Source organism: Lactiplantibacillus sp. DA1, from assembly GCF_032681335.1.
GTDB lineage: Bacteria > Bacillota > Bacilli > Lactobacillales > Lactobacillaceae > Lactiplantibacillus.
The window spans coordinates 89230-105962 of sequence record NZ_JAWHTQ010000010.1 but is presented as its reverse complement, the minus strand read 5'-3'; the positions used below and the strand labels follow the sequence as shown (position 1 = coordinate 105962).

The window sequence follows — 16733 nt, the reverse complement described above, 5'->3', positions numbered from 1 at the left end:
GGGAACTGAATAATGAGAAAAGACCTGCTCGAAAGTGGCGAGTTTTACGGGATTCGGTTTCAAAATTTTTCAACATTACTAATTATTCCAGTGACGCTATTGTTAATTGGTACGATTCTATTTTCACTCGTAGCTAAGCGCGAGATTGTTATTAATGGTACCGGAACTGTTCAACCGACCGGAACGGTTCCGGTGATTCAAGCGACTGTCAATAGTGCCATCAAAAAGAATTATTTAGTTGAAGGTGCGCGAGTGAAGAAGGGCCAAAATCTATTAGTTTATACTAACGTTTTTAATCGCAATAAATTACGCGAAGATAATGTCAGCAAACGGCAATTGCAACGCCAAGTAACAGCCTTGGATCATTTTAAAGATGGCATCAATACTGACAGTGATGTTTTTCCAACGACCGATGAATTTGGGTACCGAGAACTATTGCAAAGTTATTTAAAACAGCGTCAAATCTATTTAACAGAGAATCAAATGTTGGCAGCAAAATCGAGCGCCGCTAGTACTAAGAAAGCCACGCTAACGAAGACCGCGCAACAAGTGGTATCAAATACTAAGACCAATCTGGATGCTTATCAAGCCTTATACAATGCGGTGGCTAATGGGGGCAAGTATGCCAATAGTGCCAAGTATGGGTCTGTTTTTAATGAGTATGTCGCTAAGTCAAAGGATGCCAACAACGCAAACGATAAAAAAGAAGTTAAATCTGCAACGTTAGCAGACATTCAACAGCAGATTGATACGCTTCAGGATTCGTTGTCCTCAGCTAAAGTGCAGTTAGAAGAATTACAAGACTTTGATGATACGAAGTACAGTGTTGAGACTAACGATACCAAGTTAGCCATGTTAAAGAATGATCAGTTAAGCGAAGTCGCTGAGAAACGAATGAAAGCCGAGCAAGAGTTACGGACCGTGAAAGCAGATATTGATAGCTTAACGACACAATCAAAATCTTACACGATCAAGGCGACCAAAGCCGGCGTCCTACATGTTGCAGACAATTACCGTGGTGCAAAGTACGTTAGTTCAGGAGCTGAAATCGCTAAAATTCTACCGATAATCAAGCAACAACGGCGAGTGAACGTTAAGCTATATATTTCGACGGCGGATATTTCTTCCGTTAAAGTCAAGCAAGCCATTAGATTCAAAGTCACGCGGAACGTACCGAAGCCAATTATTTTGGACGGTGTGGTCACAAAGATTGGGGTCTCACCAGTCGAGGAGAGTAAAGCGACTTTTTATGAAGTGACAGCGGCCGTTCCGATTACAGCCGATCAGGCACAGTTACTACGCTACGGGATGATTGGGCAAACGGCGATTATTACGGGCAAGGTGACTTGGTTTGATTATTATAAAGATAAGGTGCTGGATAATAATTGATGGTTGACCATCGGTACTAACTGACTAAATATCACTGTGGTAAAGTAAAGTTATCTAGAAGCACATATATCATACGGAAGAGGTAAGCAATGGCACACTCAAATAGACAATTCATCATTAACCTAGTCATTGCCAGTCTAATCAGCTTAGCATTGGGGAGCTTTAGTATGGCACCGGCGTATCTTTCCCTAATTAAGAATAATTGGCTCATGATTACGATTGGTTTTGTAATCTATGCCTTGGAAGCTTGGGGGCTATATTGGCTTTATCGGCATACAGCACGAGTTAGGCATTACCAAGTCGCGACGGTGAAGTCCCGGGTGAACATTGCACAATTAGGAACTGTGATTATTGCGATGCTAACAATGGTCGTGCTCATTATTGTTGATCTTAAATTGAGCGCGATGCTAAATATTCCCGAGACCAGCAATTCCAGGTCGTTGGCATGGATGCTCGGTGAAGCACCGCTTCCCATGATTGTTTCGGTCGTGATATTTTCCCCCATCTGTGAGGAATTGATTTTTCGCGGTATCTTTTTCAGCTACGCGTTAACGAATCAGTATAATCACCGTAATTATCAGATGATCGCGGTTGTTATTAATAGCTTAATATTTGCAAGTGTCCATGTTGATGCAAATTGGGAGCCGTGGATTTATTATACGTTGATGGGGAGCATCTTGGGGACAACTTATTTGTTGGCTAAGCGCGATATTGGAATGAATATTCTGGTGCACATGGAGACTAATTTGGCAGTTTTCGCGTTGGCGGCTATGAGTTAATGCTGTGGATAAAAAATTAAAACATAAGAATTAGTTTATCCACAGGGGATAACTTAGGAGGCGGGATATGGCGACTCGTTTGGTCAGGGTATTTAGTTATATGTTAGCGGGTTTAGGGCTATTTATATTCATTCAATTACCGGTGTTAGCGGATGGCTATTGGAATTGGTGGGGTGAACGCCCGCAACAAATCAACGTCGGTTATCATTGGGTAGCATTAGTCGTTTTAACCGTTGGTGTTGCGGTCGTACTAGTACGTTGCTATCACCATTATTTTGAGATGCCAGTCCTGTTAGGGCATTTTTCTTGGCAAGTGACGGGGCTGACTGCTTTAGTGGCAGTGGTGGTTCAAATGGGGATAAGTGGTCTGCTAGTCAGTCCAACTGAAACACAAAATGATGAAATCATGGCACTGATCCACAGTCCATTGGGGTTATTAACATTAGTGTGCACAAACATCGTTAGCCCCGTACTCGAAGAATTACTTTTCCGTGGAATTGTTCAAAATACGCTGCGACGATACTTGCCAATATTGGGCGCGATTATGCTGACAAACGCAGTATTCGCACTCGGCCATGGTTATCAGTTAGCCAGTACGGTGGGCATCTTCATTATAGGGTTTATGATTACTACTCAAAACAAAACAACTGAGTACCGCAATGGGATGTCATATACTGGTGAACTGGCTGGTCACAATTATTAACATGATGTGGGGATAAGTTTCAGTTAGTGATATCCGGTCAAACCGCAAGTTGTGGATTAGGTACCATTGGGGATAATTATCAAGAAATGGATGTGAAGGAGCATGGTACATCAAAACGTCAAATTTATTGGTAGATTACTACTTGCCAGTTTATTGGCAGCAATCGTGATGGGGCTTAGTACGGCGCCCATCGATATTTTAACACTCAAGTATAACTGGATAACGGTGGCGATCTTCTTGGTCGTCTACCTGTTTGCAATTTATTTATTCTATCGAATTTATCTGGAATCAGTTACTAATAATCATTTTAAGATTACGAAAATAACTGCTAAGCCGAGCGCGCGTCAATTAGTGATTACGGTACTGGCAATGGTGGTCATGCTGATCTTGGCAGCGGTGCAAGTTAAATTTGTTAGTGACGCTGTCTATCCAGTCGCAGATAATGTTGCTGACTTGCAAGCATTGTCTCAACGCTCACCGATATTGATGGCGTTGGCCCTGGGCATTTTTGCACCGATTTGCGAGGAATTAATTATTCGCGGCAATTTCTTCAGTTATGCGCTGGCGGAACGTTTTGATCAGCCACGATACCAACTAGTTACCGTTATTGTTAACGGCGTGTTGTTTGGTCTACTGCGTGGCGGTTTTAGTTGGGTGCAGTTGTCATACTATACGGTTATGGGTCTCGTACTCGCGGCAACCTACATATTATCTGGCCGGGATATTCGAGTCAACAGTGTCGTGCATGTCACCGCTAATCTGGGAATCATTTTAATGGGGTAAGGTTGAATGCATTGTGAAAATGTAATCTGAGCGGGTTGATTCAAAAGCCCGTTAGTGAATGTTCTAGTTACGGTTGTTTGGATGGAGTGAGTGAAATGCTACAGAAGAATTTACGTTTTGTTGGTAATTTACTAATTGTGAGTGTGCTGAGTGCCATTATTGTCAATATCAGTTCCTTACCCGTGTATATTTACTTGATTACGGCCAATTGGTTTACGCTGTTAGTTAGCTTCAGTTTATATGCCGTGATTATCATTTTCTTGTACAATATCTACAAGTCGACTGCGGAATTACGGCAATTTGATTTTCGACCGTGGCGAACGCGGCTAAATAAACGGGCCTTGCTACTCATGGTGATCGGCGCAGTCATTATCGTGGCGCTTGCTTTTGGCTATGATAAGCTGACGGCGGTATGGCACATCACTGAATCGGGTAATGAACGTGCATTAGATTTACTGTTGCGGAAAAATCCGGTAGCGATGACACTCGATGCCGTCATTTTTGGACCAATCGCTGAGGAGCTGAGTTTCAGGGGCTTTTTCTTTAGTTACGTCTTGTCAGACCAATATCTTGGCCGGGAGTACCAAGCGGCTACCGTTGTGATCAATGGGCTTCTTTTTGGTTATCTGCATAGCGGGAATAGCTTGGTGCCATTAGCATATTACACGCTATTCGGCATGGTGCTGGGGACCACCTACCTATTATCTAAGCGTGATATTCGTGTGAATAGCGTGGCACATATGTTGGCAAATCTAGGGATACTCTGGTTGTTTCCTAGCTAAAATAGGGGTCGTACTAGTCGGGTACTCAGATGAATTGGATATTTGGGTGTGGTCAGCTAATAATAGAAGCAAGAGTCGGATGGATTGAGATATACACGCGATGCGGGTATATCTCAATTGTAAAATAATATAAGTGAGAAAACGATAATTGATTAAGAATTTTGCGGATAAGGAAACTCACAAGATTTATCAGCAAAAATTCTCTAAACAATTGCCACCAACCATTCAGCGATTAGCATTGTGAAAATTACTAATGATTGATCATGCGGAAACAATTAATGATTTGAGCCTACCGCCTGCCAATCACTTGGAAAAATTAAGTCATGATCGCCAAGGGCAATATAGCATCAGGATTAATAATCAGTATCGGATATGTTTTGCAATTCGAAATGGTAATGAGTTTTATGATGTTGAAATAGTCGATTATCATCATGGTTAGGAGACCAAAAAATGAATGAAATCCCAACACCTAAAATTAGTGAAATTCTTGAAGAAGAGTTTATGGCTCCCTTGCATATCTCTGCATATTTTTTGGCTCAACAGATTGGGGTACCCACGTCACGGATTCAAGACTTACTACATGATCGTCGACAGGTGACGGTTGATACATCGTTGCGGTTAGGACGATTCTTTGGAGTGTCGGATCGTTATTTCTTGGAACTTCAAAATGATATTGAAATTCGTAATTTGAAACAGATACATGGTGCTGAATATGCACAGATAAAAAAGTATCAAGTCAGTTAAATAAGGACGTAGACCGTAGTTGCTTGGTAGCGTACTACGGTTTTTGCAAATATAACCTAAACTGATAGGCAGTAGATCTTAAATTTTAAGGTTATCAACAGGTGGATAAAGCAGTGGCGTTTGTATTATCCACCTGTTGATAACCATTGAGTTGGTTAATTGCACTTTCACTACCGGGTTAACTGGTCGTGAGAAAAATGGCCCAGCATTAGTTTCATGATAACGAAAAACGACTGGAAGTAGCTAGCGTAATACCGCTGGGCTACTTCCAGTCGTTTTTAAATTCCAGTTATACTCGTACCTGATGTTCAATCGTAAATAATGTCGGGTCCAACTTGGCAATTAGTGGGGAGACATCTCCGATACTGAGCAACGTCAAGTGGTGCATCGCTCGTGACGCAATCGTATATAAGATGCCAACTGAATCCGCATCGGGATAATTGGTAGCGGAGACATCGTATGCGACTACCGCGTCAAATTCTAGCCCCTTTGCAAGGTAGATTGGCATGACAATCACGCCTTGTGGCATGGTACGATCGCTATCGGCCATCAACGTTGTTACTGTATAGCGTTTCAGGTATTGGTAGACCTGCTTGCTTTCTGCTAAATTTTTAGTTAGTACGGCAACGGTGTTAGTTGTCTTAAGCTGATGTTCAACTTCGCTACGCAGGCTGCTGAGAGCAGCGTCTTCGCCATAGCGAATCATGACCTTAGGTAAATCGCCTTTACGTGTGAACGCTTGAATCTGGTCGCCGTCGGGTAATAGCGCTTTAGCAAAATTCGTAATCTGTTCGGTTGAACGGTAGCTCTTATTCAACGTAATCAAGTTCGCCCGTCGGACATTGAAAGCATCCTTGAGGCGTTCCAGTAATTGCTGTGGTAACTCAATACTCTTGAATAATGCCTGTTCACTGTCACCTAACAGTGTGAACTTAGCTAGTGGGAACGCGTGCTTGATATATAACAGTTGTGCCAGCGAATAGTCTTGCATCTCATCGACAAAGATATATTGCATCCGCCGATTCTGACCACTGCCAGTTAGGACATCGCGTAATAACAATAGTGGTGCGCAGTCAACCAGAGCAATCCGATGGTACTCAACGGCGGCCTGGTAGGCGGCGATTCGTTGTTGCCATTGGTCAGGTGTCACGGTTGTGGGCCGCTCAACTTGCGCTAAGAAATCGTTATATTGTTCATAGGTGTCTAAGAAGTAACCATTATAGATCGCATCGTAGACTTGCCGCAGTCGTTTGGTCACGATTTGCTTACCAATATAGAAGACTTCATCGTCGAGCGATTGGAAATCACCCCGGCGCTTGGAACCTAATAAGTCGTGGTAGGCCTCGTCGCTCAATTGGTCAATGATATCATTGACCCAGTCAGCCTGGGCTTCATCGTCAATACGGTGTTTTAAGCGTTTAATCAAAGTGTTCTTGATTGCTAGGAAACGGTCAGCTGGTTGCATCGCTGCTGGTAAGGCCGCCGCAATCTTTGTAATGACCTCTTTAGCGAAGAAGATTTCGCCATTAAAGACGATGTTGGTGAAGCGTAATTGGTCGGCTGGCAGCTGATGGCAATACTGATCAACTTGGCGCATAAAGTCGGCGCTTTCTTGAAAATCACGAATTGCCGGCGTCAGTTGTTCGTGCTGGCGGTCGCTTTCGTAACGTTCGAAGAGGCTTTCAACGGTTAGGCCTTGAAAACGTGCACTGAGAAATTCGGCAAGCGTGACTTGACGCATATTGCGCTCCCCTAAACTAGGTAAGACTTCGGAGATGTAGTGACTGAATAAGCGGTTGGGTGAGAATAATACCATTTGGTCCGCTTCTAGGGAAGCCCGTGAGTGGTAGAGCAGAAAAGCGATCCGTTGTAAAATGGCGGACGTCTTTCCAGAGCCGGCGACCCCTTGGACAACTAGTAAGTCACTAGTGGTGTCACGAATAATATCGTTCTGTTCTTTTTGAATGGTTGCTACAATATTTTGCATGTAGGCATCATTTTGTTCTCCAAGGACGGCCTGCAAGATTTCGTCACCGACCGTTTCATTCGTGTCGAACATATTCTTGATCTGACCATGATTAATCTGGAATTGGCGTTTCTTGATCAGCTCGGTCGTCTGTTGCCCGGCCGGCGTTTGGTACTGGACCTGACCCAGAGTACCATTGTAGTAGACTGAGGAAATCGGGGCGCGCCAGTCGTACACTAAGAAATTCTGTTCAGCGTCGACAAATGAGGCGGTGCCAATGTATAAACGTTCGGCTTCCTCGTCGGGACTATCTTGAATATCGATGCGCCCAAAATAGGGTGAGTTACTGAGATCTTTCAAGACACCGACTTGCCGTTTCAAGATGGCTTCGGATTCCACGGCGCGTTCAACCATTTGCTTTTGTTGTTGCAGTTCCGCGTTCGTTTCAATCCGGTCATCGACTTCAAACGTGTTGACGGAATTATTATCACCATAGTTTTTCTGAATGACATCGGTTTCGTGATGAGCCTTTGCCAGCAAGTCGTCGGTCTGTTGTGCCCGTTCTTTAACTTGCTCGATGACTCGATCAACCCGTTGTTGTTCGCGTTGTTGCTCTTGATCTGATGTTGCCACGTAGAGGGCCTCCCGTCTGATAATCGTCTAAATCGCTTGAACAATTTTAGGCGGGTTTAGGGATGATGTCAATCAAAGCGCCTGCAAATTCACTGATTTATCAGTAATTGTTGTGAAATGTGATTATGAGTGGCACTAAGGTGTGCTAGCCAACGGTGGGCAAGTTCGGCAGCCTTACGATGGCAAGACTGAAACTTGCAACCTATGACTATTTATTCTAATATGATTTTAATCATTCTAATAAAGTGGGTGGAACGAATGCGTGTCGCATTAGCACAACTTAATATTCAGTTTGGAGACCCGGATGCCAATTACGAGCAGATCGAAGTAGCGATTCAGCGGGCAACTGAGCAAACTGTCGACGTGATCGTCTTACCGGAGATGTGGAATACCGGTTATGCGTTAACTCGCCTGAATGTCTTGGCGGATGATGATGGGCAGCGAACGTTACAATTACTCAGCAAGTTAGCTCGGCAGTTTCGCGTCAACATTGTCGGTGGCTCAGTCGCGGTCGCTCGCGATGGGCATTACTATAATGAGATGTTAGTCGTCGATCGTCAGGGACAGTTACTGAGTCGTTACGATAAAGTTCATCGGTTTGGGTTAATGGCGGAAGACCGTTATATTACCGCTGGTGAGACCGAGAATGTTTTTGAACTCGACGGAACTGTTGCGATGGGGGCGATTTGTTATGACATTCGTTTCCCAGAATGGCTTCGTAAACAAGCAGCCCGTGGCCCCCAAGTGATTTTTGTCAGTGCTGAGTGGCCGACAGTGCGGCAGATGCAATGGCGGCTATTACTGCAAGCACGTGCGATTGAAAATCAAGCATTCGTGGTTGCGGTTAACCGCGTTGGCAGTGATCCTGATAATCAATTTGGTGGTCAGTCACTAGTTATTGACCCGCTCGGCCAAATTGTGGCTATCGGTGGTGCCCATGCCCAGTTGATTACGGCCGAGCTTGATTTAACACAAGTTGACCAGGTTCGTGGTCAGATGCCAGTGTTTGAAGACCGGCGCCCGGAATTATACTGAAGCGTAAATGGAGACTGGGGCTGGGAGCACTTAACTGAATTTTAATGGTGTTGAAGGAACGCCCGCTTGAATTTCGATGGGCTTAAACGTTGAAATGACGGTCGTTATGATGAAATGGTAGCGGCTAGTTAGCGCGAATGATGCCCAGAATTTATTTTGACACAGTCAGGTATAACCAGTACACTAGAACTAATTAATCGTTGAAGAAAAGAACAGTAAGGCGTCCAATAACAGAGACCTAGCACGTGCTGAAAGCTGGGGCGGACTAATGAATTGGCTTTTTGGAGATTCGGTGAACACCGGGGACCCACCCTTATCGGTCAATGAGTGGCAGAGACAAGCTTTCTGCAATTTAGGTGGTACCACGGTGATGCGTCCTAATTAACTAGTATTAGTTGATCAGGCGCTTTTTTAGTGCCAATAGAAAGGATGAATACAATGACAAAAAAAGTGATTTTAACGGGTGATCGTCCCACTGGTAAGCTGCATATCGGGCACTATGTCGGTTCATTACGTAACCGGGTCGCATTACAAGATTCTGGGGACTATGACTCATACATTATGATTGCGGATAACCAGGCGTTGACGGATAATGCGCATGATCCCGAAAAGATTCGTAAAAGTTTATTACAAGTTGCGATGGACTACTTGGCAGTGGGAATTGATCCCCAAAAGTCAACGATTTTAGTCCAGTCTCAAATTCCAGCATTAACTGACATGATGAATCAATACTTGAACTTAGTGACGGTAGCGCGCTTGAATCGTAACCCAACTGTGAAGACGGAAATCAAGCAAAAAGCTTTTGGTGAAAGTGTTCCTGCCGGTTTCTTTGTTTATCCAGTCAGTCAGGCCGCTGATATTACGGCTTTCAAGGCGACGACTGTTCCCGTTGGTGACGATCAAGAACCAATGCTCGAACAGACCCGTGAAATCGTACGGAGCTTCAATAAGACTTACCAAACTGACACGTTGGTTGAACCTGAAGGCTACTTCCCACCAAAGGGCTTGGGCCGAATCCCTGGACTTGACGGCAATGCCAAAATGAGTAAATCACTAGGAAATGCAATTTACCTTTCTGACGATGCTGATACTTTGAAGAAGAAAGTCATGTCCATGTATACCGATCCTGATCATATTCATATTGAAGATCCGGGTAAGGTCGAAGGTAACGTGGTCTTTACGTATCTTGATATTTTCGATGAAGACAAGGCCAAGGTCGCAGACTTGAAGGCCGCCTACCAACATGGTGGCTTGGGTGACGTTAAGATTAAACGCTACTTGATGGACGTGTTAGACGGTGTATTGCGGCCAATCCGTGAGCGGCGTGCAATTTACGAAGCTGATCCAGCTCAAGTCTTACAAATTTTGAAGGATGGTACAGCGAAAGCGAACGTGGTCGCTGACCAAACGTGGCGTGAGATGCAAGACGCCATTGGAATTAATTATTTTAAATAAATAGTGTTGTTAATAGATGGTGTAACTGACGGTCGGTAGACGGTTAGCTACACTTTTTTTGTCGTTAATATCTTTCATCCGACTACGGGAAGACTTAGAGCTGGCACTGACTAAAAGAAAGCAAAAGGCAGACTAAATTGGAAATTAACTTGATTTTGTTTGCTTTCTTACATGAATGATTGTAAAAAAGTGCTTGTTAAAATAAGTTTTTGGCAAGAAAAGGGGTGGTAAGGAATTCGAAAACGCTTGCTATAGCTGGCTTTAGCCATAATATAAATTCATTGGTATAAAATTACGAAAAATAAAGCGTTTTCATATATTCTGTGATAATATAATTTGTGGGCACAAGTTTTACAAGCACCTACTAATTTATCGAAAGGAGGCTTAGTCATGTATCAGGCAATTGCGCAGGCAATCATTAAATCGATAATGGCGGATGAATATCCGACTAAGTTACCAACCGAAAAAGTGTTAATGGCGCAGTACAACGCCAGCCGCAACACGATCCGTAAAGCGATTGATGTGGTCTTCCGGCACGGGTTGTTGCGTCGCGTGCAGGGGAGCGGCAATTTTATTATCAAACAACCGCAGAACACGAAGAAAGTGCTCAACTTATCGATTGGATTTGACCAGTCCGCCATGGTTGAGGGTGGACCATTAGTATCAAAAGTTGTCACGTTTGATAAAGTGACAGCGGATGAAACTTTAGCACAACAGGGTAATATTACGCTTGGTGACGAGGTTTATCGGGTGGTGCGATTACGTTATTTGAATGACGTCTTGTATGACCTAGAAGAATCTTATTTTCCACGAACGGTCGTCCCGTTCTTATCGAGTGAGAGCGTGCAGCATTCAATCTTCGCCTTCTTGCGAGAAGCATATGGTATTACGGGGAGCACCACGGAAAACTACGTCCATCAAGTGCGGGTGGACGCGCAACGGGCGGAGTTGATCAGTTGCCCAGATGGTGACAAAACGTTGTGCTTGGAAGCAATCAACTATTTGGCAAACGGTACGGTGTTCAACTTCTCTAAGACGTTCTTCGTCTATCCAGATTTAGAACTCTATTACCACACGGAAAATATTGATTTGCAGGACTAGTACGGGGGTGACGCAACAGTTGTGTTGGGTCACTAACTAGCGAAAACCTACATTAGGAGTGAGGGGTATATTATGAATTCATTTATCGAATGGCTTAACAAACACTTAGTGCCAGTTGCGGCCAAGATTGGTGCAGTTCGGTGGTTGATCGCATTACGTGACGCGTTTATAGCAATTATGCCGGCAATGATGGCCGGGTCGATCGCCACGGTTCTGAACGCTTTAGTTCGAGATATTCCAACGAAGTTCGGTTGGATGGGCATTGTTAATTCGATGCAGTGGTTGATTGGAATCAACGCGATGGTTTGGACGGGGACGTTAGCCATCTTAGGTCTGATTTTCTCATTTACATTCGGGTATCAATTGGCAATCCAGTACAAAGTTGAACCAGTTACTGGTGGGATCGTGACACTTGGAACTTTCATCATGAGTTTGCCACAAAACTTTACCGGCACGTTGACGAGTACGTTGAGCAAGGGCGCTACTAAGATTTTGACGGACTCTGGCATGGCGGTTGCTGGCAAAAAAGTGACGGCTTGGGGTTACTTCAACTTCAACACGTACTTTGGTTCGTATGGTTTCTTTACGGTCATGATTTTAGGGGCCATTGCGAGTGCCGTTTACATTGCTTTGATGAAGAAACACATTACAATCAAGATGCCAGATTCTGTGCCACCGGCAGTTGCAAACGCCTTCACTGGGGTTATCCCAGCCGCCGCTGCATTTTATGTCGTTGGGATTATTAACTGGATCTTCAGTAAATTCAACACCACGGTGATTGAATGGATCGCGAAGATTATTCAAGAACCACTATTGAATATGAGTCAAGGGTACGGCGCCGTCCTCTTAATGACGCTGTTAGTTCAAGTTTTCTGGTTCTTCGGGATTCATGGTTCCAATGTGCTGGCACCAATCTTGGACGGAATCTGGTTGACGGCTCAGCTTGCTAATGTTAACGCTTACCAAGCTGGCAAAGCCTTGCCATACGTTTGGACGCGGAACTGTTTTGACTTATATGCATGGATTGGTGGGGCCGGCTCGACCTTACTATTATTAGTAGCGATTTTAGTATTTAGTAAACGAGACGACCAACGTTCAGTGGCTAAGTTGGCGATTGGCCCCGGGTTCTTTAATATTAACGAACCCGTGATGTTCGGGATGCCAATTGTGCTTGACCCAATCTACTTTATTCCGTTCGTTTTAGCACCAGTTGTGACTGTTTCGATCGCCTACGCTGCTTTATCAGCTGGGTGGGTTGCACCGATTACGAACAATATCGTTTGGTCAATGCCACCGATTATGAACGCCTTAGTTGCCACAATGGACTGGCGGTCAGTGGTCTTACAATTATTTAATGCCGCCGTTGCCTTTGCGATTTACGTGCCATTCGTTAAGGCTGCTAACAAGATTAAACCAGCAGCGATTGGAGAATAGATTGTCATGAAAAGCTTAAAGCAGTGTTTACTCATCGGGATGAACCTTGGATTATTAGCCGTTATCTTAAGTCCCCTGGCCGGAACGACCGGTCAATGGGTGACGCTCGGATTAGGTTTAGCGGTCAGCGCAGCACTTTTCGTCGTTTATCGGCGAGTGGGTCAGATAGAAAGGAGCCACCAGAATGCAGATTAAATTAACTTTGAATGCCCCTGTGGATTATTTATACCAACAGTTGATCGATTCCGCGCGGGCTGATATTCAGCAGCAAACGGGTCGGCCGGCGCCACGGCAGAGCTTACAAGGTTATGAGTATGCCAAACAGTGGTCCAACGGTCTGACCGGTAATTTGAAGATTACCCACGCGCAACCCGGTGTTCGATATGCGTATGAATTAGAAACGCCCCGCGATCATTACGGCGTCGATTATCAATTCGCACCGGATGCCGATGGTCACCAAACTGTCTTAGAATATGCCGAAACCTTTTTAGGCAAGGATAAGAAGACGAATGCCAATAATAAGCTTGGCGTGCTATTCCTGGGATGGTTCCGTAAACGCCGTTTTAAGAAGATGATGAATCAGATGGTTGCTAGTTATAATCAATAGGTGAGTTACTGAACTTGAAAAAAAGGATTTCGTTAATTCGAAATCCTTTTTGATGTCCGGTCAGGATATGGAAGCTAATCAGTTGCAGCAAACGTCACTTCGTGTATACTTAAGATACACGGGAGGGATGCGTAATGAAAGCACGATTGGTTGGTAATTCCACAACATTGACAATTCCTAAAAAGTTCAATGTCGCGAATGGCACAGAATTTGAAGCAGAGCAACTAGATGATGGTTCGATTTTATTCAAATTGAAACATCGTAATCCGTTCGAGGGTGATTGGTTTAATGACCAACTAGAGCAGTCTGACATAACACTAGACATGGAGGACGTCGATAGTGAATGGGACTAATCAGTATATTCCACGTAAAGGTGACATCGTTTTAATCAATTTTAATCCGAGTGCTGGGCGCGAAATCCAAAAGTATCGCCCAGCATTAGTTGTTAGTAATCAAAAGTATGCGCGATTAACAAAGTTAGCGCTAGTTTGTCCCATTACCCATGCTGTCAATAACCGGATGGCTGCTTTGGGATTGTTGATCAAAATCAAAACACCGAAAGTAGACGGCTATATCAATCCACTCCAATTTCACACGTTTGATTACGTTCGTCGGGATATGCGCCAGGTTGGCTTTGTCGATAAGCAAATATTAGATCAGACACTACAAGCCATTAACGATGTTGTTAATGCTGATGAAGTATAGAATGTTTATTAAAATAGCGCCTGGTCATAGTGTTAACTAATATTGTGACTATGCGCGGTGCTCACTACGCCAACCAATCATGGCAAAGTTCACGTTTATCTGTTGGTTAAGCTCTGCTTGGTAGTGGACGAGCGGCCAGCAAACGTCATTCCTGCAAAGCAGGCATATCAATGCTAAAATTAAAAGCATTCAATTCAAAAGTTAAACTAGTGATAAGGGAGTATGAGAACGTGACAGCAACACCATTCTGGTCGCAAATTGCGGCCCAAGCCAAGGCAGACGGGCGACCATTTTTTACGATGGCCCCGATGGAAGCCGTTAGTAATACTGTTTTTCGGCAAGTCATTAGCCATGCCGCTGCTCCAGATACGTTTTTTAGTGAATTCGTCTATGCTAAGAGTATTACGAACCCGAATACGAAGTTTCCGGTTCATGGCCGGTTGTACGTGGCGGCAGCTGAATCGCAAAAACCGGTCGTTCAACTGTGGGGCAACGAAGCGGCTGACTTTGCTTCGGCTACAGCTGAACTTCGTGATCGGGGCTTTGAAGCAGTTGATATCAATATGGGGTGTCCGGATGGGACGGTCATCAAAAATCATGGTGGCAGCGATTTGATTCGTAATCCGCAGTGGGCTGAAGACGTGATTGCGGCTGCGAAGACGTCGGGACTGGCCGTTAGTGCGAAGACGCGCTTAGGTTACAGTAAAGTTGCTGAATATCATGACTGGATTGCGACATTGTTATCGCAACACGTGGCAGTCTTGACCGTTCACTTGCGGACCAAACAGGAAATGAGTAAGGTGCCCGCCCACTTTGAAGTTATCGATGACTTGATTAAAATGCGTGATGCGATCGCCCCGGAAACGTTACTCCAGATTAATGGTGACGTGGCTGATTATCAGGCCGGGGTGGCGTTAGCCAAAGCACATCCTGGATTAGATGGTATCATGATTGGTCGGGGAGTGTTCGCGAATCCGTTTGCGTTTGAGTCCCAGCCCCAATCGCATGATTTGCATGAACTATTAGGTTTACTGAACATGCAGCTCGACTTGTTCGATGACTTTGCCACCCGTTATGACGTGCCACGTTTTCCGTCCTTAAAACGGTTCTTTAAAATCTATGCGCGCCCAGAACTAGGCGTCACTGACCTGCGTAACACGATGATGGATGCCAAGTCAACGGATGATGTACGCAAAATTTTAGCGGCTTATCAAGCCAAAATGCGGGTGACCAATCACAGCTAGGGCCAGCGGCAGACAAGTTGATAATACGTTAATAAACTTCCATATTATTAGATAGAAACATCCCGACAGCGGTAATGAGCGCTAATATCAGGATGTTTTTGTGTCTAAAGGGTTATGGCAGTTGTATTCAAATCACTGGAGGCCTTGATCTTTCGCCTGTCGCTAAGCCAATTTGGATGATTGTAACATCGTTTACAAGGATTGTAACGTTGTTATGTTACAATCAATCGCTACTACCAACGTCTAATGAATTCAAAAGAAGCGGTCCTAGTCAAAGTGCTAGCGCCGCTCTTTTGTGTGCGCCCTGATATTTTTAGTGGGCAATCTAACCCTAGAAGTCACAGTGTTACACCATAAATGTTAAAATATACCTAACTAAATATTTTAAAAACGAAAAGTGAGCGTGGTGTTATGAGAAACTTAGCGATTGTGGATTTAGGGTCCAATTCGGCGCGGATGGCGGTCAGTCGGTTGCATGCTAACGGCACTGCTCAAGAGATCAAGCGCGTTAAGGAAGATACGCGTTTGTCGGAAGGAATGGGAACGGCACACGTACTCCAGCCAGCCGCAATTGAGCGAACAATCAAGGCGTTACTCAATTTTCGCCGACTTTATGAAAAAATGCCCAATACGGATGTTATTGGCATCACCACAGCCGCAGTTCGGATGGCACAAAATCAGACTGAATTTCTCAATCAAGTCAAGCAAGAAGTGGGGCTCGATTTACGAGTCTTATCTGGTGACGATGAGGCCTATTACGATTATCTTGGGGTTGCCAATTCATTGGTTATCCATGATTGCCTAATCTTAGACACGGGTGGCGCAAGTTGTGAACTGATCTTGGTCAAAAATGGCCGCAAACAGCAATTGATCAGCATTCCATTCGGCGCGGTGACATTATCGGAACAATTCGGTCTCGACGACTTAGTGCCGTCTGCGAGTCTATTTCGGGCGCAGATGTTCCTACGTAACCGACTGGCAGATATCTGGTGGTTATCAGAAGCAGTGCACTTTCCAATCATTCTATTGGGTGGTGCCAACCGAACCTTAGCCCGCATTAATCGGCGCCGGCAACAAAAGTTAAAAGTTGAAGATATTCACGGGTATCGTCTGAAGACAGAGACGGTGTTCCACACGTTTTTGGACTTACTGTCACGGTCGAAAAAAGGTCGCCAGGAAATTTCAGGAATGGAATATGATCGTGCGGACATTATTGTTGGTGGAATGTTACCGCTAGTGACGTTATTACAAATGTTGGATAGTGATCGGGTGATCTTTTCTGAAAGTGGTGTTCGTGAGGGAATTATTTCAGAACACCTCAATCAATAGATCGGTTCGGTAGCTAAGTCGAATGGAGAGAATAGGAATGAGAA

The 16733-nt window shown here is 44.4% G+C and carries 18 protein-coding genes; 17 read left to right on the top strand and 1 reads right to left on the bottom strand.

Features of this window, described 5'->3' with window-relative positions; translation table 11 throughout:
* Positions 1-12 precede the first annotated feature (12 nt).
* The 7 genes from RXV91_RS14725 to RXV91_RS14695 all read left to right on the top strand — a co-directional run bounded on the left by RXV91_RS14725 (position 13) and on the right by RXV91_RS14695 (position 5180).
* Entirely contained in the window at positions 13-1389 is a 1377-nt protein-coding gene (locus RXV91_RS14725; RefSeq protein WP_316440468.1) for an HlyD family secretion protein, read from the top strand.
* Between the two features lie 89 nt (positions 1390-1478).
* Positions 1479-2168 (top strand): CPBP family intramembrane glutamic endopeptidase, encoded by a 690-nt coding sequence (locus RXV91_RS14720; protein WP_316440467.1) that lies wholly within the window; start codon positions 1479-1481, stop codon positions 2166-2168.
* A 67-nt stretch (positions 2169-2235) separates the two neighbouring features.
* Positions 2236-2871 carry a type II CAAX endopeptidase family protein gene (locus RXV91_RS14715; RefSeq protein WP_316440466.1) on the top strand — a complete coding sequence of 212 codons (636 nt, stop codon included), beginning with the start codon at positions 2236-2238 and terminating at the stop codon, positions 2869-2871.
* A 102-nt stretch (positions 2872-2973) separates the two neighbouring features.
* The gene (locus RXV91_RS14710) at positions 2974-3654 is read left to right on the top strand and encodes a CPBP family intramembrane glutamic endopeptidase (protein WP_316440464.1); all 681 of its coding nucleotides are present in this window, start codon (positions 2974-2976) and stop codon (positions 3652-3654) included.
* Positions 3655-3749: 95 nt separating this feature from the next.
* On the top strand, positions 3750-4436 hold the full coding sequence (locus tag RXV91_RS14705; protein WP_316440463.1) for a CPBP family intramembrane glutamic endopeptidase: 687 nt from the start codon (positions 3750-3752) through the stop codon (positions 4434-4436).
* A 253-nt stretch (positions 4437-4689) separates the two neighbouring features.
* Complete coding sequence (locus tag RXV91_RS14700) at positions 4690-4875, top strand: type II toxin-antitoxin system RelE/ParE family toxin (protein WP_316440462.1); 186 nt, start codon at positions 4690-4692, stop codon at positions 4873-4875.
* An 11-nt stretch (positions 4876-4886) separates the two neighbouring features.
* Positions 4887-5180 (top strand): HigA family addiction module antitoxin, encoded by a 294-nt coding sequence (locus tag RXV91_RS14695; protein WP_003646479.1) that lies wholly within the window; start codon positions 4887-4889, stop codon positions 5178-5180.
* Positions 5181-5469: 289 nt separating this feature from the next.
* Here the strand turns inward: RXV91_RS14695 and helD are convergent, their stop codons facing one another.
* Positions 5470-7779 (bottom strand): RNA polymerase recycling motor HelD, encoded by a 2310-nt coding sequence (gene helD, locus RXV91_RS14690; protein ID WP_316440461.1) that lies wholly within the window; start codon positions 7777-7779, stop codon positions 5470-5472.
* Positions 7780-8037: 258 nt separating this feature from the next.
* Here helD and RXV91_RS14685 point away from each other — a divergent pair, with 258 nt between their 5' ends.
* The 10 genes from RXV91_RS14685 (at position 8038) to RXV91_RS14640 (ending at position 16689) form a co-directional block, all read left to right on the top strand.
* The gene (locus RXV91_RS14685) at positions 8038-8814 is read left to right on the top strand and encodes a carbon-nitrogen family hydrolase (protein WP_316440460.1); all 777 of its coding nucleotides are present in this window, start codon (positions 8038-8040) and stop codon (positions 8812-8814) included.
* Between the two features lie 438 nt (positions 8815-9252).
* Entirely contained in the window at positions 9253-10269 is a 1017-nt protein-coding gene (trpS, locus tag RXV91_RS14680) for a tryptophan--tRNA ligase (protein ID WP_003643815.1), read from the top strand.
* A gap of 390 nt (positions 10270-10659) precedes the next feature.
* The gene (locus RXV91_RS14675) at positions 10660-11370 is read left to right on the top strand and encodes a GntR family transcriptional regulator (RefSeq protein ID WP_316440459.1); all 711 of its coding nucleotides are present in this window, start codon (positions 10660-10662) and stop codon (positions 11368-11370) included.
* A gap of 72 nt (positions 11371-11442) precedes the next feature.
* Positions 11443-12804, top strand: a complete 1362-nt coding sequence (locus RXV91_RS14670; RefSeq protein WP_003641998.1) for a PTS sugar transporter subunit IIC — start codon at positions 11443-11445, stop codon at positions 12802-12804.
* 6 nt (positions 12805-12810) lie between these two features.
* Positions 12811-12999: a hypothetical protein gene (locus tag RXV91_RS14665; protein WP_003641999.1), complete on the top strand. Its 189-nt coding sequence runs from the start codon at positions 12811-12813 to the stop codon at positions 12997-12999.
* A complete protein-coding gene (locus RXV91_RS14660) occupies positions 12989-13411 on the top strand; it encodes a DUF3284 domain-containing protein (RefSeq protein ID WP_316440458.1) in 423 nt (140 codons plus the stop codon). Before RXV91_RS14665 ends, RXV91_RS14660 begins: the two co-directional genes overlap by 11 nt.
* Positions 13412-13545: 134 nt before the next feature.
* Positions 13546-13764, top strand: a complete 219-nt coding sequence (gene mazE, locus RXV91_RS14655) for a type II toxin-antitoxin system PemI/MazE family antitoxin (RefSeq protein ID WP_033611254.1) — start codon at positions 13546-13548, stop codon at positions 13762-13764.
* On the top strand, positions 13751-14116 hold the full coding sequence (locus RXV91_RS14650; RefSeq protein ID WP_316440457.1) for a type II toxin-antitoxin system PemK/MazF family toxin: 366 nt from the start codon (positions 13751-13753) through the stop codon (positions 14114-14116). The genes mazE and RXV91_RS14650 overlap by 14 nt, the downstream gene beginning before the upstream one ends.
* Positions 14117-14346: 230 nt before the next feature.
* Complete coding sequence (locus RXV91_RS14645) at positions 14347-15360, top strand: tRNA-dihydrouridine synthase family protein (protein WP_316440456.1); 1014 nt, start codon at positions 14347-14349, stop codon at positions 15358-15360.
* Positions 15361-15771: 411 nt separating this feature from the next.
* A complete protein-coding gene (locus RXV91_RS14640; protein WP_011101010.1) occupies positions 15772-16689 on the top strand; it encodes a Ppx/GppA family phosphatase in 918 nt (305 codons plus the stop codon).
* Positions 16690-16733: the final 44 nt, after the last annotated feature.